The 22,221-nt window shown below is 66.2% G+C and carries 24 protein-coding genes and 1 riboswitch; of the genes, 12 read left to right on the top strand and 12 right to left on the bottom strand.

The features are described 5' to 3' along the window. Positions 1-15 precede the first annotated feature (15 nt). Both CXR00_RS18220 and CXR00_RS06495 read right to left on the bottom strand, forming a co-directional pair. A complete protein-coding gene (locus CXR00_RS18220) occupies positions 16-444 on the bottom strand; it encodes an excalibur calcium-binding domain-containing protein (RefSeq protein ID WP_181032488.1) in 429 nt (142 codons plus the stop codon). 137 nt (positions 445-581) lie between these two features. After that, the gene (locus tag CXR00_RS06495; protein WP_104053618.1) at positions 582-1,175 is read right to left on the bottom strand and encodes a hypothetical protein; all 594 of its coding nucleotides are present in this window, start codon (positions 1,173-1,175) and stop codon (positions 582-584) included. Between the two features lie 231 nt (positions 1,176-1,406). Here CXR00_RS06495 and CXR00_RS06500 point away from each other — a divergent pair, with 231 nt between their 5' ends. Next, on the top strand, positions 1,407-2,696 hold the full coding sequence (locus tag CXR00_RS06500) for an adenylosuccinate synthase (protein WP_104053619.1): 1,290 nt from the start codon (positions 1,407-1,409) through the stop codon (positions 2,694-2,696). Positions 2,697-2,704: 8 nt separating this feature from the next. Here the strand turns inward: CXR00_RS06500 and CXR00_RS18010 are convergent, their stop codons facing one another. Continuing rightward, positions 2,705-2,884: a hypothetical protein gene (locus CXR00_RS18010; RefSeq protein WP_146067173.1), complete on the bottom strand. Its 180-nt coding sequence runs from the start codon at positions 2,882-2,884 to the stop codon at positions 2,705-2,707. A gap of 27 nt (positions 2,885-2,911) precedes the next feature. Here CXR00_RS18010 and CXR00_RS06505 point away from each other — a divergent pair, with 27 nt between their 5' ends. Both CXR00_RS06505 and CXR00_RS06510 read left to right on the top strand, forming a co-directional pair. After that, positions 2,912-4,195 carry an ATP-binding protein gene (locus CXR00_RS06505; protein WP_104053620.1) on the top strand — a complete coding sequence of 428 codons (1,284 nt, stop codon included), beginning with the start codon at positions 2,912-2,914 and terminating at the stop codon, positions 4,193-4,195. After that, the gene (locus CXR00_RS06510; RefSeq protein ID WP_104053621.1) at positions 4,192-5,673 is read left to right on the top strand and encodes a hypothetical protein; all 1,482 of its coding nucleotides are present in this window, start codon (positions 4,192-4,194) and stop codon (positions 5,671-5,673) included. Before CXR00_RS06505 ends, CXR00_RS06510 begins: the two co-directional genes overlap by 4 nt. A gap of 5 nt (positions 5,674-5,678) precedes the next feature. On the opposite strand, the gene CXR00_RS06515 is transcribed toward CXR00_RS06510, so the two are convergent. Next, complete coding sequence (locus CXR00_RS06515; protein ID WP_104053781.1) at positions 5,679-6,671, bottom strand: DUF2804 domain-containing protein; 993 nt, start codon at positions 6,669-6,671, stop codon at positions 5,679-5,681. Positions 6,672-6,821: 150 nt separating this feature from the next. Here CXR00_RS06515 and CXR00_RS06520 point away from each other — a divergent pair, with 150 nt between their 5' ends. The 3 genes from CXR00_RS06520 to CXR00_RS06530 all read left to right on the top strand — a co-directional run bounded on the left by CXR00_RS06520 (position 6,822) and on the right by CXR00_RS06530 (position 9,345). Further along, positions 6,822-7,628 (top strand): carbon-nitrogen hydrolase family protein, encoded by an 807-nt coding sequence (locus CXR00_RS06520; protein WP_104053622.1) that lies wholly within the window; start codon positions 6,822-6,824, stop codon positions 7,626-7,628. A 219-nt stretch (positions 7,629-7,847) separates the two neighbouring features. Then, positions 7,848-8,408, top strand: coding sequence for an RNA polymerase sigma factor (locus CXR00_RS06525; RefSeq protein WP_258060284.1), 561 nt, complete (start codon positions 7,848-7,850; stop codon positions 8,406-8,408). After that, positions 8,392-9,345 (top strand): hypothetical protein, encoded by a 954-nt coding sequence (locus tag CXR00_RS06530; RefSeq protein ID WP_104053624.1) that lies wholly within the window; start codon positions 8,392-8,394, stop codon positions 9,343-9,345. The genes CXR00_RS06525 and CXR00_RS06530 overlap by 17 nt, the downstream gene beginning before the upstream one ends. Here CXR00_RS06530 and CXR00_RS06535 read toward each other — a convergent pair. Then, positions 9,342-9,845: a CoA-binding protein gene (locus CXR00_RS06535; protein ID WP_104053625.1), complete on the bottom strand. Its 504-nt coding sequence runs from the start codon at positions 9,843-9,845 to the stop codon at positions 9,342-9,344. The two genes, CXR00_RS06530 and CXR00_RS06535, sit on opposite strands and share 4 nt — an antisense overlap. Continuing rightward, positions 9,835-11,229, bottom strand: coding sequence for an O-acetylhomoserine aminocarboxypropyltransferase/cysteine synthase family protein (locus tag CXR00_RS06540; protein ID WP_104053626.1), 1,395 nt, complete (start codon positions 11,227-11,229; stop codon positions 9,835-9,837). The genes CXR00_RS06535 and CXR00_RS06540 overlap by 11 nt, the downstream gene beginning before the upstream one ends. A gap of 170 nt (positions 11,230-11,399) precedes the next feature. Here CXR00_RS06540 and CXR00_RS06545 point away from each other — a divergent pair, with 170 nt between their 5' ends. Beyond that, on the top strand, positions 11,400-11,660 hold the full coding sequence (locus CXR00_RS06545; protein WP_104053627.1) for a hypothetical protein: 261 nt from the start codon (positions 11,400-11,402) through the stop codon (positions 11,658-11,660). Here the strand turns inward: CXR00_RS06545 and acs are convergent. The 4 genes from acs to CXR00_RS06565 all read right to left on the bottom strand — a co-directional run bounded on the left by acs (position 11,654) and on the right by CXR00_RS06565 (position 16,507). After that, complete coding sequence (acs, locus tag CXR00_RS06550) at positions 11,654-13,699, bottom strand: acetate--CoA ligase (RefSeq protein WP_104053628.1); 2,046 nt, start codon at positions 13,697-13,699, stop codon at positions 11,654-11,656. The two genes, CXR00_RS06545 and acs, sit on opposite strands and share 7 nt — an antisense overlap. Beyond that, positions 13,690-14,448 (bottom strand): ABC transporter permease, encoded by a 759-nt coding sequence (locus tag CXR00_RS06555; RefSeq protein ID WP_237688728.1) that lies wholly within the window; start codon positions 14,446-14,448, stop codon positions 13,690-13,692. The genes acs and CXR00_RS06555 overlap by 10 nt, the downstream gene beginning before the upstream one ends. Positions 14,449-14,513: 65 nt before the next feature. Then, positions 14,514-15,575, bottom strand: coding sequence for an aliphatic sulfonate ABC transporter substrate-binding protein (locus CXR00_RS06560; RefSeq protein ID WP_104053630.1), 1,062 nt, complete (start codon positions 15,573-15,575; stop codon positions 14,514-14,516). A gap of 107 nt (positions 15,576-15,682) precedes the next feature. Continuing rightward, entirely contained in the window at positions 15,683-16,507 is an 825-nt protein-coding gene (locus CXR00_RS06565) for an ABC transporter ATP-binding protein (protein ID WP_104053631.1), read from the bottom strand. Between the two features lie 396 nt (positions 16,508-16,903). Next, positions 16,904-17,018, top strand: a riboswitch (SAM riboswitch). 35 nt (positions 17,019-17,053) lie between these two features. Here CXR00_RS06565 and CXR00_RS06570 point away from each other — a divergent pair. The 3 genes from CXR00_RS06570 to CXR00_RS06580 all read left to right on the top strand — a co-directional run bounded on the left by CXR00_RS06570 (position 17,054) and on the right by CXR00_RS06580 (position 19,695). Beyond that, positions 17,054-18,475 carry an LLM class flavin-dependent oxidoreductase gene (locus tag CXR00_RS06570; RefSeq protein WP_258060285.1) on the top strand — a complete coding sequence of 474 codons (1,422 nt, stop codon included), beginning with the start codon at positions 17,054-17,056 and terminating at the stop codon, positions 18,473-18,475. A 126-nt stretch (positions 18,476-18,601) separates the two neighbouring features. Next, the gene (locus CXR00_RS06575) at positions 18,602-19,219 is read left to right on the top strand and encodes an alpha/beta fold hydrolase (protein WP_104053632.1); all 618 of its coding nucleotides are present in this window, start codon (positions 18,602-18,604) and stop codon (positions 19,217-19,219) included. A 56-nt stretch (positions 19,220-19,275) separates the two neighbouring features. Continuing rightward, on the top strand, positions 19,276-19,695 hold the full coding sequence (locus tag CXR00_RS06580) for a CoA-binding protein (protein ID WP_104053633.1): 420 nt from the start codon (positions 19,276-19,278) through the stop codon (positions 19,693-19,695). A gap of 4 nt (positions 19,696-19,699) precedes the next feature. Here CXR00_RS06580 and CXR00_RS06585 read toward each other — a convergent pair whose 3' ends face one another. Continuing rightward, a complete protein-coding gene (locus CXR00_RS06585; protein WP_258060286.1) occupies positions 19,700-20,527 on the bottom strand; it encodes a DUF1206 domain-containing protein in 828 nt (275 codons plus the stop codon). A 111-nt stretch (positions 20,528-20,638) separates the two neighbouring features. Between CXR00_RS06585 and CXR00_RS06590 the strand changes: the two genes are divergently transcribed. Then, positions 20,639-21,025 carry an MmcQ/YjbR family DNA-binding protein gene (locus CXR00_RS06590; protein WP_104053784.1) on the top strand — a complete coding sequence of 129 codons (387 nt, stop codon included), beginning with the start codon at positions 20,639-20,641 and terminating at the stop codon, positions 21,023-21,025. Continuing rightward, positions 21,022-21,591: a DUF1990 family protein gene (locus tag CXR00_RS06595; RefSeq protein WP_104053634.1), complete on the top strand. Its 570-nt coding sequence runs from the start codon at positions 21,022-21,024 to the stop codon at positions 21,589-21,591. The genes CXR00_RS06590 and CXR00_RS06595 overlap by 4 nt, the downstream gene beginning before the upstream one ends. Here the strand turns inward: CXR00_RS06595 and CXR00_RS06600 are convergent. Further along, a complete protein-coding gene (locus CXR00_RS06600; RefSeq protein WP_207348604.1) occupies positions 21,567-22,100 on the bottom strand; it encodes a GNAT family N-acetyltransferase in 534 nt (177 codons plus the stop codon). The two genes, CXR00_RS06595 and CXR00_RS06600, sit on opposite strands and share 25 nt — an antisense overlap. Positions 22,101-22,221: the final 121 nt, after the last annotated feature.

The raw sequence follows: 22,221 nt of genomic DNA on the forward strand, positions 1-22,221 counted from the left end.
CCTGATCGCACGGAACTAGGCATGGTTCCCGCTGCGGCGCCGGATGACGAACGTTCCGGCCCCGGCGGCCGCCAGCATGAATCCTCCGGCCAGGGCGACTGAACCGAAGTCCGTCCCCTTCTCCGCCGCCACACCGGCATCCACTCCGCCCTCGGGCATGGGCATCCCGGAGGGTGTTGGCGTGGGCGGTTGCGTTGGTTCGACTGGGAGAGTTTGAACCGGAGTTAGGGGTTTGCTGTCATCTTCGCAACCAATGCCGTCACCTTCACGGTCCAGACCCGGCTGGTACCGGTAGTCACCGGCTTGGATGTTGTAAACGCCGTCCAGTTCCGCGGTAGGACAGTCTGGATAAGGGCCGTCCGTCACCGCGAAAGCCGGGGTTGCGGTTAGTGCCGAGAGGCCGGTTGCGGCTGCGAGTGCGAGTCCTGCTGTGCGTTTCTTCATTGGGCTCTGCTTTCCATGTGGGGTCGTCATCCGAGTGACGGTGACAGGAAAGAGAGTATGGACACGGTAGTTTTGTCACCCGGGTAGCCGGCGTTTATGCCTGCGCAGCACGCAGATTAAATCGGGCCAATAGCGCGTCAGGGAAGGATGCTGGTCGTCACAGCCACTATTTGCGGTTTCGGCGGCACCGAGCTGAAACCGAACCGAACCGGCGGATCTACAGGTGACAAACCGCCCAGATCCCGGCCGTCCCAACTGGCCAGTGCTCCCGTGACGGAACGGATGGACCGGACCCCGTAGTACTCGCGCCGCCCGCCGCCCGCAGACCCCGACGTCCGGACACCGGGCACCAGCAGCCCGGCCAGGGGGCTGACGGCGGCCAGCCAGCGCGGATGCACGGCCACAGCGGGCGGAACCCGCTCCAGCAGCTGTCCGAAGGCGGTGCGCGGCCCCAGCTCGGCCCTGAGCCGCAGCGGTCCCGCGCTGACCAGGAGGCTGTCCGCCGTGAGCCGGGCATCGACGTCGAACACGTCCACCGCATCAAAGGAATAGGTACCGGACACGTAGTCCGCAACCTCGGAGCTGGGGGCCAGCAGCAGGCGTGACCCGGCGGCGTTCTCCGCCATGACATCCGTGAACGCGCCAAATGGCGACTCCAGCCAGTGGCCCACCACCATCCGGGTGCCGGAGGCTGTTCCAATGCCGGCGATGTAGCCCACAAAACGGTCCATCCGGCCACGCTACCCGGGTAACACCGGGCGGAATACATCTTATGGCGCTTCCAAAAGAGCACAGGACCTACAATCGGCTAAACTTGACAGGTAAGAGCCCCGCGACTCCGGCCAGACCCGGCCCACAGCCATTTCCGGTCCGGCTTGGGAGTCTAGGGGCGTTCTCATGCACGGAAGCGGATCGCGCCGTCGGCGTTTTTCTCCCTTTCGTAACTAATGGGGGAGGATCCCATGCCCGCAATTGTCATCGTCGGCGCCCAGTGGGGCGACGAAGGTAAAGGTAAGGCCACTGACCTGCTCGGGGGCCGTGTCGACTACGTCGTCAAGCCCAACGGCGGAAACAACGCCGGCCACACCGTCGTCGTCGGCGGTGAAAAATACGAACTCAAGCTTCTGCCGGCAGGCATCCTGAGCCCCAACGCCATTCCGGTGATCGGCAACGGCTGCGTGGTGAACCTCGAGGCACTCTTCACCGAAATTGACGGGCTGGAAGCACGCGGGGCTGACACCTCCAAGCTGCGCATCTCCGCCAACGCCCACCTCGTGGCCCCGTTCCACCAGGTCATGGACAAGGTCACCGAACGGTTCCTGGGCAAGCGCGCCATCGGCACCACCGGCCGCGGCATCGGCCCGGCCTACATGGACAAGGTGGCACGCCTGGGCATCCGCGTCCAGGACATCTTCGACGAGTCCATCCTGCGCCAGAAGGTTGAAGGCTCCCTGCGCCAGAAGAACCAGCTGCTGGTCAAGGTCTACAACCGCCGCGACGTGGACGTTGAAGAGGTCGTCGAATACTTCCTGTCCTACGCGGACCGGCTGCGCCCCATGGTCATTGACTCAACCTTTGAGCTGAACCGGGCGCTGGACGAGGGCAAGGTCATCCTGATGGAAGGCGGCCAGGCAACGTTCCTGGACGTGGACCACGGCACCTATCCGTTTGTGACCTCTTCCAACCCGACCGCCGGCGGCGCGTCAGTGGGTTCGGGCATCGGCCCCACCCGCATCACCCGCTCGGTGGGCATCATCAAGGCCTACACCACCCGCGTGGGGGCCGGTCCGTTCCCCACCGAGCTTTTCGACGACATGGGTCTGTACCTGCAGAAGACCGGCGGCGAGTTTGGCGTGAACACCGGACGGCCGCGCCGCTGCGGCTGGTACGACGCCGTGCTGGCCCGCCATGCCTCGCGCGTCAACGGCTTCACGGACTACTTCGTGACCAAGCTGGACGTGCTCACCGGCATTGAGAAGATTCCGGTGTGCGTGGCTTACGACGTCGACGGCGTGCGCTTCGACGAAATGCCGATGACGCAGACCGATTTCCACCACGCCAAGCCGATCTTCGAGTACTTTGACGGCTGGACCGAGGACATCACCGGCGCCAAGACCCTTGAGGACCTGCCGGAGAACGCCCGCAACTACGTGCTGGCCCTGGAGAAGATGTCCGGCACCCGGTTCTCCGCCATCGGCGTGGGCCCGGACCGGGACCAGACCATCGTGGTGCGGGACCTGATTTCCGAATAGGGTGCCCGTTAGCCGGGGACGATGCGGGGGCCCGCATCGTCCCCGGCTCCCGTTAACGCGGCTCCCGTCTGAGCTGCGGTCAACCAGCTGGTCCGCACGGCGTCGTCCACCGGGACGGCGCCGTCGTCGTAGGCGGCCCGTGGTTCCCCGCCATTGGACCGCCGCCGTGGCAGAGTAATTGGTGTCACGCATATCGGGGGAAGGACTACGGGGAAATGAACGACGACGTATTGGCCAGCCTGAGGCGGGCCGTTGAAGCCAGCCCGGAGGACACAGGCCTTCGCCTTCACGTAGCGGAAATGCTGCTGGCAGCAGGCCGGCATACCGAAACCATCGGCGAGGTAAACGCCGTGCTGCAGCAGGAGCCGACCCATGAGGTGGCACTGGAGCTGCTCAGCCGCACCGTGGCAGCGCTGACCTCAGCGTCCGCCGCCGCGGCCTCCGGGGCCCCGAGTGCTGACCCCGCCACGGAGCCGGACCCGGTCTCCGACCCGGAAGAACCTGCTGCCGCCGCTTTCGACTGGACCCGCGCAGAAACCGAGGTTGGCTCCGACATTCCGCCGCCCTTCGTGGCGGAACCGCAGCTGGCAGCAGGAGAGGGCCGCGAGGGTGTGGCTCCGCTGGAACCCGAAACGCCGCCGGTCACCCTCAAGGACGTGGGCGGTCTGGAGGCCGTCAAGAAGCGGCTGGACGAGTCCTTCATGCAGCCCATGAAGAATGCAGAGCTTGCCAAGGCCTTCGGCAAGTCGCTGCGCGGCGGTCTGCTGCTGTACGGGCCGCCCGGCTGCGGAAAAACGTTCCTGGCCCGCGCAGTGGCGGGAGAACTGGGCGCCGTCTTTATGTCCGTGACCATGACGGACATCCTCGATCCGTACCACGGGGTGACCGAGAAGAACATGAAGGCCGTCTTCGACTCTGCCCGGGCCCACTCGCCAACCGTCCTGTTCTTGGATGAAGTGGACGCCATTGGAATGAAGCGCAGCGGACTGGGCCACCACGCCATGATCCGGCAAATGGTGAACCAGCTGCTCATCGAGATGGACTCCATGGCGGGCAACAATGACGGCCTGTACCTGCTGGCTGCCACCAACCACCCCTGGGATCTGGACGAAGCCCTGCTCCGGCCCGGACGGCTGGACCGTACGCTGCTGGTGACGCCGCCGGACATTGAGGCACGCCGCACCATTCTGGAGTACCACCTCAGGGACCGTCCGCTGGCCGGAATTGACCTGACCAGCATCGCGTCCCGGACGGAGATGTTTTCCGGCGCGGACCTGGCCCACATCTGCGTGACCGCGGCTGAAAAGGCCATGACGGAATCCATCCAGGCCAACCGGATCTGCCCCATCAGCATGACGCACATTGATGCGGCGCTGGAGGAAATCGGTCCCTCCACCCTCGCCTGGCTGGAGTCCTCCCGGAACGTGGTGAAATTCAGCAACGACCACGGCCGCTACAACGACCTGGCCGAATACCTGCGCTCCCGCAGCATCCTGTGAGCGACGTCCTCGACCCGGATCTGATAGCCGTCCGGTACACCGCCTATGCACAGGCGGGCAGGTACGAGGAAGCTGTGGCGCTGCTCCGGGACCAGATTGGCCACCACTTGGACGACGAGCGGCTCTGGTTCTACCTGGGAAGCGGGCTGGCCAGCACCGGGGAGCTGGAGGAATCCGAACGTGCCGTCCGGGAGGCCTTGAACCTGGTCCCGAATATGCTTCCGGCGCTGGTGCTGCTCAGCTATGTTTTGGGATGGCTCAGGCGCGGTGACGAGTCCGTGGAAGCTGCGCTCCAAGCTGCCGCGGAACATCCGCAGGAACCTTCCGCGCACCTTGCCGTTGCCTCCGCCCATTTTTACCGCCGTTCGAACGGGACGGACCTGTGGACTGCATTGCAGGCCGCCCTGAACGCCATCAATTTGTCAGCGGAACTCGAGGACGCGTTTGCGCTGGGAAGCCGGGCTGCAGACCTGCTGGGCCGCAAAGACCAGGCACTTGATCTGCTGCGGACCGGCCTCGCCGCCCACCCCAACAGTGCGGTGCTGCTCCAGGCCGCCGGGATTGTCGACGGCGGTGAGCGGGTGGTGGGCGACCGTGCACCGCTGTTGTCCTCTCAGCTGGCATCCAACCCGTTTGATGATGAAAGCGCGGAAGACCTGCGTGCTCTGGCCTTCCGGGGACTGCGGCGGCTCTTCTACCTGCCGTGGCTGCAGGGCTTGGTTTTCTGTGTCACTTCCGGACTGGTCCTGCCGCATCCGGCGGCTGCAGCGCTGGTGGCCCTGGGGCTGACCGCGGCGGTTTCCGCGTTCTTCTTCCTGTCCTTCCGCCGGCTCGAAGGACGGCTGCCGCGGGGATATTTGCGGGGAGAACTCCGCTCATCACCCCGGGCGCTCAGGGCTGTGAAGTGTGCGGCAGCGGCAGAAGCATGGGTGAGCGTGAGTGCGCTCTGGGTTGCCCTGTCCGGGGGCAGTCAGCTCGGTGCCGTTGCGCTGGCCCTGACAGCGGTTCCGGTCATTGCCAGCCAGCACCTGCTGAGCCAGGGGCAGTACCCCGAGCTCTTCTCCGCCTGGCCCGATGCCGATGCGGACGCCAGGCGTGCCTACTGGAACAACCGCGTGAAGATATACCTGTCGACCCGGCGGATTGCCTGGGCCGGGTTGATTCTCGGCATCGCCGGGATGTCGGTGGCCGGGCTTTCCGAATCGGATACACCTGCCGCCGCGGGGGCGGGAGCTTGCCTGGCAGCGCTGCTCTGGATGGCACGCGCGGCGTACCTTGCCCGCCTGCAGCTTGCCCTCGGTGCGGACAATCCCTTCGTGGTGGGCAGGGTGCTGCAAAAGCCCGCGGGACGGGAGTCTTCCGCCCGCAGGCACGGAGCATGGGATGCAGTGGCCTACACCCTGCGCATTACGCTTGTTCCGCTGATCCTCTTCATAGTCGGCGCCGGAATCCTGGTCTCCAACGCCATGCCTGAGTAAAAGGCCTACCAGCGGTGCCGGGCCTCCTCGATCCAGCCGCCCAGCCCGTCCAGGGAGTAGCTGGTGCCGTCCGGGGTGCGCGCCGTTCCGGTCCAGGTGCCAAAGGCCTGCCAGATCTCCGAGGAAATGACACCCAGCTTGGTGGCGGACTCCCTGCGGTGGAAGGGCGTGAGCACGGCGTCGATCCACGGACCGTGCACGGTCCAGGTGGAGGCGGGATCCGAGAGATCGTACGCGAACTCCAGTTCGCCGTCGTAATGGTGCAGCCGGCCGTCAACAATGAGGGCGTTTTCCGTGGCTGGAGTTCCGGCGGTCCACTGTCCGCCGATCTGCAGGCCAAGCTTGGTACCGTTCACGGTTCCTGATCCGGCACCCCAGGTCCAGGTGGTCCGGTACGGCCAGCGGCCCCGTCCGCGGTCCAGCACGGCAAAGGCATCTGCCCCCACTGTGAAGACTTTGCCGTCCACGGTCACTGTTCCGGACACGCTTCGCGCCACGTCCTTGAGGGTGTACTGGAACCGCCGGTCCGACCACGGCACCACCACTCCCAGCACATCGCCCGACGCCGGGGCGTACAAGTCCACCGACACCCGCGGGGAGCGGGCGCGCAGGCGGGTGCCGCCGCCGTCGTCGTGGAAACGCAGCGTCACGTCCCCCGCGGTGCCCAGTGCCGTGAGCGGAGGCAGGGTATCCGGGAGCACGATGTCCGCGGCGCCGGGCAGGATCTTCAATGGTTCAACACTGATTTCCTCGCCGGTTGCACGGTTCAGGACGTAAATTTGCAGCGTCGCGGCGTAGCCAAGGTTCACGATGGTCATGCCGACCGCCAGCTCCGGCGTGAGCACGCCCCAGTATTCCCAGCGTTTGGTGCGCATCCGGGACGCCGTGTTGCCGGCGAGCGGAGTGCGGTGCAGCGGTGAGCGGGAGTAGCCCACCGCCTCCGGGTTGAGGGTTCCGCGGGCGGTGGTGAGGTCCGTCGGCAGCGTGAGTTCGTTCATGCGGCCCAAGTCTAGGCGGGTCAGCGGCACCCGCCGGCGCACCACCCCGGCCGGAGCCTGCCTTTTGCGCCCGCTGTTTCCGTGCCGGGCCCAGCGGTCCTGGTCTAGGCTGGGGGAGAAACTTCAGCCCAGATAAGGCGGTGCCGCACAATGTTGGTGAGCGTAGGTCAGTTCAGTCCCACGGGCGACGTCGGAGCGAACCTCGAGGTGATGCGCTCGCTGGCGTCCAAGGCCAGGGCGGACGGCTCCGAGCTGATCGTGTTTCCTGAGGAGTCCATGTTCAGTGTGGGCAAGGTGGAAGGTTCCCTGGCAGCTGCGGTGGATGCCGGCTGGACCACCTTTGTCCAGCAATTGTCGCTGCTGGCAGCGGAACTGGGCATGGCCGTTGTTGCAGGTGGCTATGAGTCCAGCGGGGAGGAACGTCCCTACAACACCCTGGTGCTCATCGATGAGACCGGCCGGATTGCTGACACCTACCGCAAACTGCACCTCTACGACGCGTTCAGCTACTCCGAGTCCTCCCGGATTAAACCCGGCGACGGCGGCGTGAAAGTGGTGGAACTCAACGGCATCAACGTGGGTCTGATGACCTGTTACGACATCCGCTTCCCCGAACTGGCCCGTGCACTGACCGACAAGGGTGCCGATTTGCTGGCCGTTCCCGCCGCGTGGTTCAAGGGCGAGCACAAGATTGAACACTGGGAAACCCTGCTTAAGGCCCGTGCCATTGAAAACACGGTCTGGGTGGCTGCTGCGGGGACCTCCAGCCGGCACACTGTGGGGCACTCGGCCATCCTCGACCCCATGGGAGTGCCGCAGGCATTCCTCGACGACGAACCCGAGGCCGTGGTCACCGCGGAAGTTACCCGGAAACGGATAGACGATGTGCGCGAGTTCCTGCCTGTGCTGAAGAACCGGCGGTTTGCGGCGAACGACCAGATAAATTCAGCCGGATAGGAGCCAATCCGGGCTCGTATTCTGGCCGGACGCTCCGCTCAACCGAAAGAATAAAAAAATTATCGAGCGGGGCGTAACCTTTTTGGAACCGGTAACGATTACTCTCTTGGAACGTCCGCACCGAGGCTTATCCCCCCAACGAGCCCCGGTGCGGATGTTTCTTTATGTCCGCGGGATATCATGTGGGATGCTCATCTTTCGCGAGGGAAAGACCGCCCCTTGGCCATAACCCCGACTGAGGAAATCCTTTCCGCTGCTCGTGAGGGACAGCCCCGGGCACTGCGCGATATTTATGAGTTCCTGGCTCCCTCCATTTTGGCGTATCTCGCCGGCAAGGGCTGCGACGATCCCGAGGGTCTCACCCAGGAAGTCTTCCTGACCCTGTTCGGCAAGCTGGGGAACCTCACCGGCGGGGTCAGCGGGTTACGGACTTTTGCCTTTTCCGTGGCCCACGCCCGCATGGTCGATGACGTGCGGCGCCGGGAACGCCAACCCGTGCTGGCACAGTTTGACCCCCAAGCTGATGACAGGTTCAGCTCATCAGCTGAGGAAACCGTGCTGGGGTCAGCCTCCGGGGTGAGCGCACTGCTTCAGGGCTTGACGCGCCGTCACCAGGAAGTGCTGCTGCTGCGCGTCGTGGCGGACCTTTCCATCGAGGAAACAGCCAAGATCATGGGCATCAGCGCCGGTGCCGTCAAACAATTGCAGGGTAGGGCCCTAAAGACCCTGAAGGACCGGATGGAACACGAGGAGGTGCCCGATCATGAACGAATCGCCTGAGCAGGACGACATCATGATCCGGCGGCTCCTGACCGAATCGGGGGTCGAGGAGAGCCCTGAGCTGTTGGAGGGGCTGCGGAGGCTTCGGTTCTACTCCGCCGCGTCCGCACCGATTCCAACCGGCGAGCTGGGCCAGCTGCTAGCGGAAAGGCCGGAACCTGCGCCTAAGCGGCCGCACCGGCGCAACCGGGGCCTCATTCTGAGTTTCACGCTGGCCGCTGCTATGGCAGCCGGAGCAACCGGTGTGGCTGCCAATACCGGCACCGGCCTGCGCCTGACCGCCAGCTCACCGATAACAGCCGACCGTGAGACGGTTTCGGGACAGGAAATCACCGCCCAGGATGCAGAGGCGGAAACTCCAGCTCCCTCCCAGGTCATCCCGGAGGACACCGATAACGCGGACCTGCCCGCACCGGTGGCTGCGGACGCCTCCTCTCCTGGGGATCCGAGTGGCGTCTCCGGCCCGGGATCCGGTGCGGACGGCGGTGTCTCAGCGCCCCCTGCTGCCGCTGCACCAGTTCATCCCGCCCCCGGGCTTCCCGAGGTAGTGGATCCCGAGTGTGAGGACGACGACGTGACCGGGTGTGATTCCGGCACGCCAGACCGGGACTCCGGGGCGGACACGGGCGTCCGCCCCGACGGCCGGAACGGCCCTGAGCGCAGCGGTCCCGGCCGGAACGGCGGCGTGCGTCCGGACGGAGGCCGCAGTAACGACAGGGAAAACAATGCTCCTGAAGCCCCGAGGGAAACCGGCGGCCCCGGCCCCCGGGAAGGCGGAGGCCAGGATCGCGGGCCGGGGGAGAACGGACGCAGCCGTGTCGTTGGGCCCGGCGGCGCCGGCGGGAAGCAGGCCGAAAACAAGCAATCCGGTGACAAGCATCCCGGTAACCCCGGCCAGGGCTCCCCCGGGAGGCCCGGCGGAGCCGGCAAGCCCTAAGCGGTCAGCTGCCGCTTGGAGGAAATGACCCCGGTATTGAAGCCCGCCAGGTTCAAACCGCCGTGGAAGCGGGCGTGTTCAATCTTCACGCAGCGGTCCATCACTACATCCAGCCCGGCAGCTTCCGCATCTCGGGCCACCTCCTCGTGCCAGGAGCCCAGCTGCAGCCAGAGCGTTTTCGCACCGACGGCGATGCTCTCCTGCAGCACGGAGGGCAGGTCATCATGGCGGCGGAACACATCCACAATGTCGGGCACCTCCGGCAGGTCAGCCAGCGACGCGTAGACCGGCTGCCCCAGAATCTCCTTGGCGACCGGGTTCACGAAATAGACCGTGTACGGCGAGGAGGACAACAGGTAGGTTGCCACAAAATAGGACGCCCGTGAGGGTTTGTCCGAGGCTCCCACAATTGCGATGGACTTGGCCCGGCGCAGCAGCGCCAGCCGTTCCGGAGCGCTCGGGCCCTCCCAGGTGCGCGGTGCGGCGGCTTCAGCGGACATGGGCGGACTCCTCAAGATCAAAGGCGCGGGCGGCCTGCGGGGCGGTGCCGGACAATGCAGCGGCGGCGGGAACGCCTGGCTCGGATCCGGCCTGCGGTGCAGACGCTGCAACGGCCAGAGCCTGGTCCAGATCCCAGAGGATGTCCTCAAGGTCCTCCAGGCCAACCGAAATCCGCACCAGATCCTCCGCGACTCCGGCGGCGGCAAGCTGTTCGGGGGAGAGCTGACCGTGCGTGGTGGAGCCCGGGTGGATCACCAGGGTGCGCGAGTCACCCACGTTTGCCAGATGCGACGCCAGCTGCAGGGCCTCGATGAACGCCTTGCCGGCCTCGCGGCCCCCGCGCACACCGAAGCTGAAGACCGATCCCGGTCCCTTGGGCAGGTACTTCCGGGCCCGCTCGTAGTGCGGATGGGACGGCAGTCCGGCATAGCTGACCCAGGACACGCGCGGATCGGCTTCCAGCCACTGCGCCACCGCGGAGGCGTTGCGCAGATGCTCGTCCAGTCGCTGCGGCAGGGTTTCCACGCCCTGCAGAAGCTGGAACGCCGACTGGGCGCTGAGCGAGGGGCCGATGTCCCGCAGCTGCTCCGAGCGCAGCTTCGTCAGGAACCCGTACTCGCCGAAGTTTCCCCACCACGAAATGTTGCCGTAGCTGGCCACGGGCTCGGTCATGGCGGGAAACTTTCCATTGCCCCAGTTGAACTTTCCGGACTCGACGACGACGCCGCCCAGGGTGGTGCCGTGCCCGCCAAGGAACTTCGTGGCGGAGTGGATCACGATGTCCGCGCCGTGCTCAAACGGCCGCACGAGGTACGGCGTGCTTAGGGTGGCGTCCAGGATCAGCGGCACACCGGCGTCGTGCGCCACCTGAGCCAGCCCGGCAATGTCGGTGACCTCGCCGCTGGGATTGGCAACCACCTCGGCGTAGACGGCCTTGGTGTTCTCCCGAATGGCCGCGGCATAGTCGGCCGGGTCCGTGCCGGCCACGAAGGTGGTGTCGATCCCGAACCGGCGCAGGGTCACGTCCAGCTGGGTGACGGTGCCGCCGTACAGCTGGGCCGCGGCCACAATGTGGTCACCGGCTCCGCACAAGGCGGCGAAGGTGACGAATTCCGCGGACATGCCCGACGCCGTCGCCACCGCTCCGATGCCGCCCTCCAGGGATGCGATGCGCTCCTCGAAGGCCGCGACCGTGGGGTTGCCGATCCGCGAGTAGATGTTGCCGTACTTCTGCAGCGAGAACAGGTTCGCGGCATCGTCGGTGTCCTTGAAGACAAAGGACGTGCTCTGGTAGATGGGCACGGCACGGGCACCGTGCGTGGCGTCGGGGGTGCCGCCGGCGTGCAGGGCACGGGTACGGAAGCCAAACTGGCGATCACTCATGAAATGAGTGCTCCTTCCTGGTGTGCCGCCGCAAAGCGGCGGGTGGATCGTTGCAAGTAGAGGGCGGCGGACGAACAATGGGGAACAGGACTGCATTGCTGGGCAGAACCGCAGACCCGAGACGGACAGCGGCGGGGGAGCCGGACGGCACGACGAAGGGCAAGATCCCAATGGACCAATACGTGGTTGTCATCGAGACCGGCTACAAAGTTGCCGCCGCAACACACAAGGTCACCGCCACCGATCCGATGCCGCCGGTGGAGGCTAACCGGCTGTTCCTGGAACTGCTGGAGGGCATGCACGCTGACCTGCTGCCGGCCAAGGCGGACACCACCATGCTGGAGGTTTCGCCCACGGAATTCGTGCGCATCCACCGCCTGATGGGCGGCGTGGTGGTGCTGGACCGGGTGACCCTGGCCCGCGTTCACTGAGAAACCCCGCTGCGGCGCGCTTCACACACATCCGCGATGCCAGCGATGCACGGTTCATTCTGCAGGCTTGTGGTGTCGCCCAGTGGCGTGCCCTCGAACAGCTGCGTCAGCAGGCGGCGCATGATCTTCCCGGAACGCGTCTTGGGAACATCAGGAACCACGACGACGGCGGCCGGCTTGGCGATCGGCCCGATCTGCCGGGCAACGTGTGCCCGGAGCTCAGCCGTGACCAGCTGGGTGAAATCCGAATCCGGTTCGGTACCCGCTTCGGTACCCGCGGCGGGCGCAGCGGAGGACAGCACGACGAACGCGGCAATGGCATGCCCGGTCTTCGGATCCGCGACCGGGCAGACCCCGGCTTCGGTGACCCAGGGATGGGACACCAGCGCGGACTCGATCTCGATTGTGGACAGCCGGTGTCCGGAGACGTTGAGGACGTCGTCGGTGCGGCCCAGGATCCAGGTGTCGCCGTCGTCGTCGTACTTGGCGCCGTCACCGGCGAGGAACCAGCCCTGCCGTGCGTACTGCCGCCAGTAGGACGCCAAGTAACGCTGCGGATCGCCCCAGACGGTGCGGGCCATGGCCGGGCCGGTTTTGTCCACCACGATGAACCCCTGGGTGTGCGGGGGAACCGGGTTTCCGGCGTCATCCACAATCCGGGTGGATACCCCGGGCAGGGCACGGGAGGCGCAGCCGGGCTTGAAGCCGGTGTCGGTGGGACGCGGGGAGAGGATGGTGGCGCCGGTTTCGGACTGCCACCAGGTGTCGATCACGGGAACTTCGCCGCGGCCGAGCTGCCCGCGCATCCACCGCCACGCCTCGGGATTCACGGCCTCGCCCACGGTGCCGAGCAGGCGGATGGAGGACAAGTCCCAGGTGTCCGGGACGCCGTCGGGGAACCAGCCCATCAGCGACCGGACCAGGGTGGGTGCGGTGTAATAACTGGTCACCTTGTAGCGCTCGATGATCTCGAAATGCCGTCCCGGATGCGGGGTGTTCGGGGTGCCCTCGAAGATCACCTGGGTGACGCCGTTGGAGAGCGGCCCGTAGATCTCGTAGGTGTGCGCGGTGACCCAGGCCAGATCCGCGGTGCACCAGTGGACGTCCGCTTCCCGTGCACGTTCGTCCGGGTTGGCGAAAAGGAACTCATAGCTCCAGGACGCCTGGGTCAGGTAACCGCCCATGGTGTGCACGAGGCCTTTGGGACGTCCGGTGGTTCCGGACGTGTACATGATGAACAACGGTGTTTCGGCGTCGAACGCCTCGGGTTCGTGGATGTCGGAGGCGGTGTCCACGGTCTCGTGCCACCAGAGGTCGCGGCCTTCGGTCCAGGCGATGTCGCAGCCCGTGCGGCGGACCACCAGAACGTGTTCGACGGCGTTGGCCCCGGACACGGCTGCATCGGCATTGTCCTTCACCGGCACGGCGGCGCCGCGGCGGAACTGGCCGTCGGTGGTGACCAGCAGCTTGGCGCCGGTGTCCTCAACCCGGAACTTCAGGGCCTCGGCGGAAAAGCCGCCGAACACCAGGGAATGGACGGCGCCGATCCGGGCGCAGGCCAGGGTGATGACGATGGTTTCCACGATGACCGGCAGATAGATGACCACGCGGTCACCTTTGCCGATGCCCAGGTTCAGCAGTGCGTTGGCGGCGCGGCAGACGTCGCGCTGCAGATCCGCGTAGGTGACGGTGCGCCGGTCTCCGGGTTCGCCCTCAAAGTGCAGGGCCACCTTGTCCCCGCGGCCGGCGGCAACGTGGCGGTCCACGCAGTTCACCGCGACGTTCAGGGTTCCGCCGGCAAACCATTCGATGGCAGGGACGCTGTACTCGGCCTCTGGCTCCGGGGTCTCCGGTCCGCTGAGCCGCTGCGGCGGGGTAAACGTGTGCGCCGTGTGCCAGGGCTGCTCCCACTGCAGCCGGCGGGCTGCCGCCTCCCAGAAGGCGATCCGCTCGGTTTCGGTGGTTGGGTCCGCCGCCGAGCTCTTCACATCCTGCAGTGCTTCTTCGAGTGTTTCCTGCAGTGTTGTGCTCAGGCCCATTTGGCCACCGCCTTCTTTTCGGCCAGTCCCAGCAGGGCGTCGGTAATCTTGCCGATCACCGCCAGCAGGATGATGGCCAGCAGCAGCCGGTCGGTGCGCCCGTTGTTTTGCGAATCGGTCAGCAGGAAGCCCAGCCCCATGGAAGAGGCGATGAGTTCCGCGGCCACGAGGAACAGCCAGGACTGTGCCAGCGCCAGCCGCAGCCCGGAGAATACCGCCGGAACGACGGCGGGCAGCTGCACCGTGGTCAGGAGTTTCAGCCCGTTGAGTCCGAAGGCGCGGGCGGCCTCCACCAGGTTCCGGTCCACGTGGCGCAGGGCCAGTGACACGGTGGTGAACACCGGGAAGAAGGCACCGATCGCAATCAGCGTGATTTTGGAGTCCTCGCCGATCTTCAGCCACAGGATCAGCAGGGGGACCCAGGCCAGCGACGGCACGGCACGCAGTGCGCCGATCATCGGACCCAGCAGGATGTCGGCCAGGCGGGACAGCCCCAGCACGGCGCCCAGGGCCAGGCCCAGCAGCCCGCCGGCGGCGAAACCGATGAGCACCCGCTGGGTGGAGATGGCCACGTGGTTGCCCAGCTGGCCGCGGCCGATCAGGTCAGCTGCGGCAGTGTAGACGGCCGACGGCGAGGGCAGCTGGACCGGACTGAAGATTCCGGCGGCTGTGCTGATCTGCCAGGCGGCCAGTACCAGGACGGGAACCACCAGGCCCAGGCCCGCGCGGGTCCAGCGGCTGGCCAGGATGGTGCCGGCCGGCGCTGCATTCCCGGCACCGGCGCTCGCGGATGCCGGGGTCTTCAGGGCCGAACTCACTGTGCATCCGAAATGGACTCGGGATCAGCGGACTTCACGAAGGAGTCATCGAACAGGCCGTCCAGTGCCTTGTCCACGGCGTCCTGGCCGGCGACGTCCCCGGTTTCCACCAGTGTGGGGCCGATTTTCTCAAGCACGCTGCGCTGGGCCTCACCCGGTGCGGGGTCAACGTCCAGGTTGCTGCGTTCCAGCACCACGGTCTGGGCCACCGCCAGGTCCAGGCCGGCAACATCGGCCAGGATCTGCGCCGTTTCCTCCGGGTTTTCAGCAGCCCACGCGCGGGCCTTCTCATAGGCGTTGACCACTGTCTGAGCGAGTTCCGGATCCTCTTTGAGGAAGGATTCGTTGGCGGCAAGGATGCCGTAGGTGTTGAAGTCCAGGTTGCGGTGGATCAACCGGGCACCGTTTTGTTCGGCACCCGCCATGATCGGGTCCAGCCCTGCCCAGGCATCCACTGATCCGTTTTCCAGGGCGCTCCGGCCGTCTGCGTGCTGCAGCTGTTCCACGGTGACGTCGTCCAGGCTCAGTCCGGCTTCGTCCAGGGCCTGGACCAGGAAGAAGTAGGGGTCGGTGCCCTTGGTGGCCGCCACGGACTTGCCCTTGAGGCCCGCCACGGAGGTGATGTCCGAGTCGGCGCCCACCGCCAGGGCCGCCCATTCCGGCTGGGAGAAAATGTCGATGGCCTTGATCGGGGATCCGTTGGCGCGGTGCAGCAGCGCTGCGGACCCTGCGGTGGAACCGACGTCGATCGCCCCGGAGCGCAGGTTTTCATTGGCCTTGTTGGAGCCGGCCGACTGCACCCACTCCACCGTGACGCCGTCGTCGGCGAGGGCGGATTCCAGCCAGCCCTGGTCCTTGATGATCAGGCTGAGCGGGTTGTAGGTGGCGAAGTCGAGGGTGAGGGTTCCTCCGTCGGCCGCGCCGGCGTCGGCGGCGGCATCGGAATCCTCGCCTGCCACGCAACCGGTCAGCAGCAGGGAAGCTGCGGCGGCGGCTGCGGCCAGGGTCTTGAGCGCGGTGCGGGAAGCTGAGGGGGAACTGAGGGAACGGCTGTTCATGGGGATTCTTTCTGATGAGTTGGCTGCGAGGCATCGCGGTTCATGCGCAAAATGGGCGCAGAACGGCGGGGGTAGCGGCCCTTAGAGGGGTGACGCCGGGAGAAGTTTTAGTGGCGGTCGACGCCGAGGCGGGCCAGGAGCTCGCCGCGCATTCGGGCCAGCTCGGCCGAGGCGCGGTTCCGCGGGCGCGGGCCGGGCACGGTGATGGTGTCCGTAATGGTGGCTCCGGCAGCACCGGGCTCCCTGCCCAGGACGATGATGCGGTCTGCCAGCTGGAGGGCTTCGTCCACGTCGTGGGTTACCAGCAGCACCGTGGTGGGGGTGGCCCGGTGAACCGCGAGCAGCAGGTCCTGCATCTTCAGCCGGGTCAGGGCATCCAGTGCACCGAACGGTTCATCCAGCAGGAGCACGCCGGGCGTGCGGGCCAGGGCCCGGGCAAGAGAAGCGCGCTGCGCCATGCCACCGGAAACTGCCCGGGGACGGTGTTTGGCGAATGCGGCCAGTTCCACCAGCTCCAGCAGTTCGGCCACCTTGGCCTTGCCGTTCTTGGCGCTGATGCCCTTGGGCAGGCCCATGGCGATGTTGGCCTGCAGGGTTTGCCAGGGCAGCAGCCGCGGTTCCTGGAACGCGACGGCGCACCGGTCATCAATGCCGCGCACGGGTGTTCCGTTGATCCGGACTTCCCCGCTGGTTGGAGCGTCCAGGCCGGCTGCGGCCCGCAGGAGCGTGGACTTTCCGCAGCCGCTGGAGCCCAGGATGGCCAGGACTTCGCCGGCATGTACGTCAAAGGTGATGTCCCGCAGCACCTGGTGGGTTTCACCGCCGGAGCCGAATGCGCGGCCGAGGGAGGAAAAGGCAACGGGAAGGGCGGAACCGGCGGCGCGCGTTTGGGGCGGCGCGGCGGCAGGGGACTGTGAAGCCAGAGCGGTCATGTTAACTCTCCATCGGTCCTGGCAGTAGCACCCTACGGATAACGCCTTGGGCCGGGAGGCCTCCTGCGGTGTTGTCCTCGCTATTGCCGTCCCTCAAGGAGGAGGTACGGCAACCAGGGTTGCTGCGGCTTCACTGATCCAGGTCTCTCAGCCGCTCGGGATGGTCAAGAGCAACTAAACGCGCGATTGCGGAAACCGGCAAGTCCCCCGCGTAATATTTCGACGCCGCCTGTGCCGGCGGGGGCGCCGGCGGGGGAGTGGAGGCCAGGCTATCTGTGGAGTCTGGGACAGGATGGGGAATGCTGCCAACCAGTGGTCATGCGGGGTCATAAATCCGTTCACACGGGGTCATGTTCTTTCCTTGCCTGTTCCGCTGTGCAAATACTGGTGGCGAAGGATCATGAGTCCCAACGCAAAGCTCTGGCTGGTTGGGCGGCAACCCTCTTTCCGTAGCGGGGTGCCCCAGATGAGGATCCGGCCGTGTCGCGTCCGCGAACGGCAAGTACGGCGCCCCAGCGGGTGCGTCCCGTCCCGAAGGATTTCCCCGTGTCCGAATCATCTTCCTCAACACCTCAGAACAGCCGGCGGCAGATCCGGTTCAACGCCTTTGACATGAACTGCGTGGGCCATCAGTCTCCGGGACTGTGGCGCCATCCGCAGGACCAGTCCGCGAATTACACGGATCTCCGCTACTGGGCCAACCTGGCCCAAACCTGCGAGCGCGGATTGTTTGACGGCATCTTTATCGCAGACGTCCTGGGCACCTATGACGTGTATGGAAACTCCAACGAGGCCACACTGCGGCAGGGCACCCAGGTGCCGGTGAATGACCCGCTGCTGCTGGTCTCCGCCATGGCACTGGTCACCGAGCACCTCGGTTTCGGCATCACCGCGGGAACAGCCTATGAACACCCCTACCCCTTCGCGCGGCGCCTCTCCACCCTGGACCACCTCACCAACGGCCGGGTCGGCTGGAACGTGGTCACCGGCTACCTGCCCTCGGCGGCCCGCAACATGGGTGCCGAAGACCAGCTTGAGCACGACGAGCGCTACAACCACGCGGATGAATACCTCGAGGTGATCTACAAGCTGCTGGAAGGCTCCTGGGAGGATGACGCCGTCGTCCGGGACAAGGACAGCGGCATCTTCACCGACCCGGCGAAGGTGCATGACATCAACCATGAGGGCAAGTACTTCAAGGTTCCCGGCATCCATATCAGTGAGCCGTCACCGCAGCGCACCCCGGTGATCTTCCAGGCCGGCGCCTCGCCGCGGGGCATTGCCTTTGCCGCCGGCAATGCCGAGGCCGTCTTCGTGGGCGCCCCCACGAAGGAAAAGCTCAGGGCCACGGTCACCCGGATTCGTGATGCCGCCGAAGCCGCCGGCCGGGACCGCCACTCCATCCGGATCTACACGCTGCTGACCATCATCACCGCGGCAACATCCGAGGAAGCCGAAGCCAAGCATGTGGACTACCAGCGGTACGCCAGCGACGAGGGTGCCCTGGCCCTGATGTCCGGCTGGCTCGGCGTGGATCTGTCCACCTACAACCTGGACGAGCCGCTGGGCAATGTGCAGTCCAATGCGATCCAGTCTGCCGCGGACAACTTCCAAAAAGCGAAGGACGACGGCGAACCCTGGACGGTGCGCGACATCGCCGAATCCGCGGGGATCGGCGGGCTGGGTCCGCGGCTGGTGGGCTCGGGGTCCGACGTCGCCGAGGAGCTGATCCGGTGGGTGGAAGAGACCGATGTGGACGGCTTCAACCTGGCCTACGCCATTACCCCGGGTACCTTCGAGGACGTGGTGGAATTTGTGGTGCCGGAGCTGCAGAAGCGCGGTGCCTACCGGACGGAATATACCCCGGGGACGCTGCGCCACAAGCTCTTCGGTGCCGGTGACAAGCTGCCCGAAAACCACCGCGGTGCGTCCTTCCGGCTTCAGCCGGCAGGGATTCCGGCACGCTGAGGGGTTCCGCCGTCCGGCCGGAGGTTTGCGGGGCGGGTTCCGGGCGGGGCCATTGACCGGGGACGGACTGCCTCCTTACGTTTGAAGGGTCCGCGCAGTGAACCCTTTAGCGAGCAGGAGTCGGCTATGGAACCCTCACCCAGCGCCACCGGCATGGCCCTTTCCGCCGACGGCACCCGCATCGCCTGGTCCCGGCAGGGCGACGGTCCGCCCCTGGTGATCGTGGATCCGCTGACAGCTGACCGCAACAGTTCCAGTACCCGGGCCCTGGCGCAGCTGCTCTCCGGAAACCACACCGTCTACACGTATGACCGGCGCGGACTGGGTGAAAGCGACGTGGGGGAGGAGTACACGGCCGAGTCCGACGTTGATGACCTGCTGGCAGTGGTGCAGGTGGCCGGCGGAAGGGCAGACCTCTACGGGTTCGCGTCGGGTGCCTTCCTGGCGCTGCGCGCCGCCGAGGAGTCCGCCGTCATCACGCGGGTTGTCGCGCTGGAGCCGACCCTGGCCCTGGAGGAGGGTGAAGACGAGATGCTGGTGCTGCAGACGGAACTTGAGGGACTCGGCGGTGTGCAGGTGCCCGTGCTGGTGCTGGCAGGGAGCGCCAGCGGCAACGAAACGCAGGATCTGGCCCGGCGGGCCGCCGATGCCCTGGAGGAAGGGGAGTTCCAGCTGCTGGAAGGCAGCACGGCCAGTGTGCCGGAGACCGCCCTGGCCGATGCCATCGAATCTTTCCTGAGCTGAGGCACGCAGCCGGGCGTAAGCTGGTGCCCGATCCAGAGCCCACCGAAGGACGGCAGATGACACACGTCAATAACCCCGCAGTTGTCGAAGCACTTCTGACCAACAAGGGCGCCCGCTGGGCGGTGGTGGGCCTGTCCAACAATCCGCGCCGCACCGCCGTCGGCGTCTCCCGTTACATCCAGGACCACCTCGGAATGGAAATCATCCCGGTGAGCCTGAAGGGAGACGATGTCCACGGCAACAAAGGCTACCGGCAGCTCAGCGAAATCCCCGGACAGATCGACGTCGTTGACTGCTTCGTGAATTCCTCCCGTGTCGGGAACATAGTGGACCAGGCCATCGAGGCAGGCGCCAAGGCGGTGTGGCTCCAGCTGGGCGTGATCGACGAGGCAGCGGCGCAGCGGGCGGCCGACGCCGGGCTGGACGTGGTGATGGATACCTGTCCCGTCATCGAAGCTCCCCGGTTCGGTCTCTGACCCGTTACAGCTTGGCGAACCGGGCGCGCAGGATCCCGGTGTACAACCCGTAACAGATCATTCCGGCGCCCACGGCTCCCAGCGCCAGCACGCCGAAGGGCTGCTCGCGCAGGGCGCGGAGTGCGCCGTCGAGCCCGGTGGACTTCACCGGGTCGGCCGTGAAAGCGGCCACCATCACCAGGAGGCCCAGAATAGCCAGGGACACTCCCTTGGCGACAAAGCCCAGCGTGCCGGTAATGGTGACGGCGCGGTCCCAGATGCCCGCCGGAATCGCCGTCAAATCCTTGCGGAAACGTCCGGTGGCGCCCTTGAAAATGAAATAGCCGCCAACACCGACGATGCCAAGTCCCACCAGGCCCAGCAGGACGGCGCCCGCCGGCTGCGCCATCAGCTTGGCGCTCCAGCCTGCGGAACTCTCGCCGCTGTCCGTGCCGCCGCCCAGGGCTACGGTGCCGAAGGATACGCCGATGGCACCGTAGGTGATGGCCTGGGTGGCCGCGGAGCCTCGCACTTTCCAGGCGTCTTTGCCCTGCAGCCCGCGGCCGTCCAGCCAGACGCGCGATGCCTGAAACAGCGCGAGGGCGAGGCAGCCCAGGAAACAGATCCAGAGCAGGACCAGTCCGCCCGGCTGGGCGGCCAGGGCAGAGACGGCGCCGGAGGAATCCGCGCTGCCGCCGCTGCCGGACGCAATCTGCAGGGCGATCACGCCGATGAGCAGGTGCAGCACTCCGCTGGCGACGTATCCCATGCGTGCGGCCCGCTCAAACCCCTGTGAATCCGCCGCTTTTTCCGCGGCCGAAGCGAGCCGGTCCCCATGTCCTGTGCGAGCCAAAACTGTCCTCCGTTGGGTGAGCACACGTGCGGTGTGTGGCGGGTTGATGCTGGTCTGGCTTCCATTTTGTCACCTGTGGCGCGGCCTGGGGCGACGGACTACGCTCGGATGATGGACGCGGCAGAGGTAAGGCGGTTGTGCCTGGGCTTCCCGGGCGCTTACGAGGACTTCCCCTTTGGTCCGGAATCGTCCGTGTTCAAGGTCCAGGCAACCGGCGGCAAGGCGAAAATGTTTGCCCTGTGTGCGCTGGCCGGTCTTCCGCTGACGATCAGCCTGAAGTGCGAGCCGGAGTTGGCCCGGCAGCTGCGGGCGGCGCATCCGCAAATCAACGGTGCCTGGCACATGAACAAGACCCACTGGAATTCCGTGGTGCTGAATGACGGACTGGAAGACGGGCTGGTGCGCGATTTGGTGGAGGATTCCTATGATCTGGTGGTGGCCTCCCTGCCGGCACGGGACCGCGATTCGCTGGCCTGGAAAGGGCTGGCGGGTGGATGAGCCGGGATCTGAGCTATGCGGAAAGCGGCTACACCCGCCGGCCCTATCCGCAGCCGCTGACCGACCGGTGGCCTGAAGGCTACCGGCTGGTGCTGCGCCGGGAGAGTTTTGACATTCCGGATCCGGCGGCCGGGTACCTGCGGCTGGCCAGCGGAATTCTGAACTGGGATTTGCACCGGAGAAGCGGGCTGCGGGTGGCGCCGGGCACGCCGCGTGCGGCGCCGGGAGTGGAAATGGCCTCCGGGATCGGCGCGGGACCGCTGCGCTACTACGCTCCCTGCCGGGTTTTGTGGGCTGATGAGCCCGCAGTGGACGATGACGGCACCCCGGTTCCGGGGCAGCGGGCCGGCTTCGGCTACGGAACCCTTCGCGGGCATCCCGAACGGGGCGAAGAGGGTTTCTACGCCGAACTGGACGGCGACGGAAAGCTCATCTTCCGCATCGCTGCCTACAGCCGCCCTGCCAACAAGGTGATAGCTGCCGGAGACTTCGCCAACCGCGCAGTGCAGGCCTTCATCACCTGGCGGTACCTGGCCGCAGCCTACAAACTCGCGTCCGGCAACTGATCACGGAGCAGGACGAACGTCAGTCCCAGGCCCGGGATTTCCACCGGCATAAAACCGGCGGTGAGCAGGAGTTCCTGCGAGGCGGTGTTCTCTTCCTCCGTGTGGGCAATGACCCGGGAGACGGTGGGCTCGTCCAGAGCCACCCGGGAGAGCGCAAGCAGTGACTCAGTTGCGTAGCCCTGATTGCGGCGGGAAGGAACCACGCTGTAGCTCACCTCCGCGTCGCCCGCCTCAGGCAGCATCAGGAAACCAATGGTTCCCACCACCTCGCCCGTCTTCTGCTCGCGGATAACCCGCGTCGCCAGGGCAGGGGCAGCGGTGTGAAGGCCCTGTTCAAAAAACTGCCGGGCGGCGTCGAGGTCCGTGGGCTGGGGAAAGTCCTCGGCCCAGTCTGGCAGCCGGGACTGGCTAATAAGGGCATCCATCTCTGCGGGAGACATGGTCTCCAGGCGCAGCCGTTCGGTGAGCACACTCGTGGAGGGTGCCGAACGTTCCGGGGTAAGGGTCACAGCATAATTGTGCACGTCAGACGGCCCGTGCCCTCACTCAGGGAAAGAGATCTTCCCCACATCGTGACAGAGGGCGGCAGGGGCGGCCCCGGACGGGACGAGCACCTGCCGCCCTCAGCGG

Origin of the sequence: Arthrobacter sp. 9E16 (assembly GCF_002929435.1) — a bacterium.
GTDB lineage: Bacteria > Actinomycetota > Actinomycetes > Actinomycetales > Micrococcaceae > Arthrobacter_B > Arthrobacter_B sunyaminii.

Excerpts from the sequence above, each read along its gene's own strand:
- CXR00_RS18220 (WP_181032488.1), bottom strand. The coding sequence starts at position 444 with ATGAAGAAACGCACAGCAGGACTCGCACTCGCAGCCGCAACCGGCCTC.
- CXR00_RS06495 (WP_104053618.1), bottom strand. The coding sequence starts at position 1,175 with ATGGACCGTTTTGTGGGCTACATCGCCGGCATTGGAACAGCCTCCGGC.
- CXR00_RS06500 (WP_104053619.1), top strand. The coding sequence starts at position 1,407 with ATGCCCGCAATTGTCATCGTCGGCGCCCAGTGGGGCGACGAAGGTAAA.
- CXR00_RS06505 (WP_104053620.1), top strand. The coding sequence starts at position 2,912 with ATGAACGACGACGTATTGGCCAGCCTGAGGCGGGCCGTTGAAGCCAGC.
- CXR00_RS06515 (WP_104053781.1), bottom strand. The coding sequence starts at position 6,671 with ATGAACGAACTCACGCTGCCGACGGACCTCACCACCGCCCGCGGAACC.
- CXR00_RS06520 (WP_104053622.1), top strand. The coding sequence starts at position 6,822 with ATGTTGGTGAGCGTAGGTCAGTTCAGTCCCACGGGCGACGTCGGAGCG.
- CXR00_RS06530 (WP_104053624.1), top strand. The coding sequence starts at position 8,392 with ATGAACGAATCGCCTGAGCAGGACGACATCATGATCCGGCGGCTCCTG.
- CXR00_RS06535 (WP_104053625.1), bottom strand. The coding sequence starts at position 9,845 with ATGTCCGCTGAAGCCGCCGCACCGCGCACCTGGGAGGGCCCGAGCGCT.
- CXR00_RS06540 (WP_104053626.1), bottom strand. The coding sequence starts at position 11,229 with ATGAGTGATCGCCAGTTTGGCTTCCGTACCCGTGCCCTGCACGCCGGC.
- CXR00_RS06545 (WP_104053627.1), top strand. The coding sequence starts at position 11,400 with ATGGACCAATACGTGGTTGTCATCGAGACCGGCTACAAAGTTGCCGCC.
- acs (WP_104053628.1), bottom strand. The coding sequence starts at position 13,699 with ATGGGCCTGAGCACAACACTGCAGGAAACACTCGAAGAAGCACTGCAG.
- CXR00_RS06560 (WP_104053630.1), bottom strand. The coding sequence starts at position 15,575 with ATGAACAGCCGTTCCCTCAGTTCCCCCTCAGCTTCCCGCACCGCGCTC.
- CXR00_RS06565 (WP_104053631.1), bottom strand. The coding sequence starts at position 16,507 with ATGACCGCTCTGGCTTCACAGTCCCCTGCCGCCGCGCCGCCCCAAACG.
- CXR00_RS06575 (WP_104053632.1), top strand. The coding sequence starts at position 18,602 with ATGGAACCCTCACCCAGCGCCACCGGCATGGCCCTTTCCGCCGACGGC.
- CXR00_RS06580 (WP_104053633.1), top strand. The coding sequence starts at position 19,276 with ATGACACACGTCAATAACCCCGCAGTTGTCGAAGCACTTCTGACCAAC.
- CXR00_RS06590 (WP_104053784.1), top strand. The coding sequence starts at position 20,639 with ATGGACGCGGCAGAGGTAAGGCGGTTGTGCCTGGGCTTCCCGGGCGCT.
- CXR00_RS06595 (WP_104053634.1), top strand. The coding sequence starts at position 21,022 with ATGAGCCGGGATCTGAGCTATGCGGAAAGCGGCTACACCCGCCGGCCC.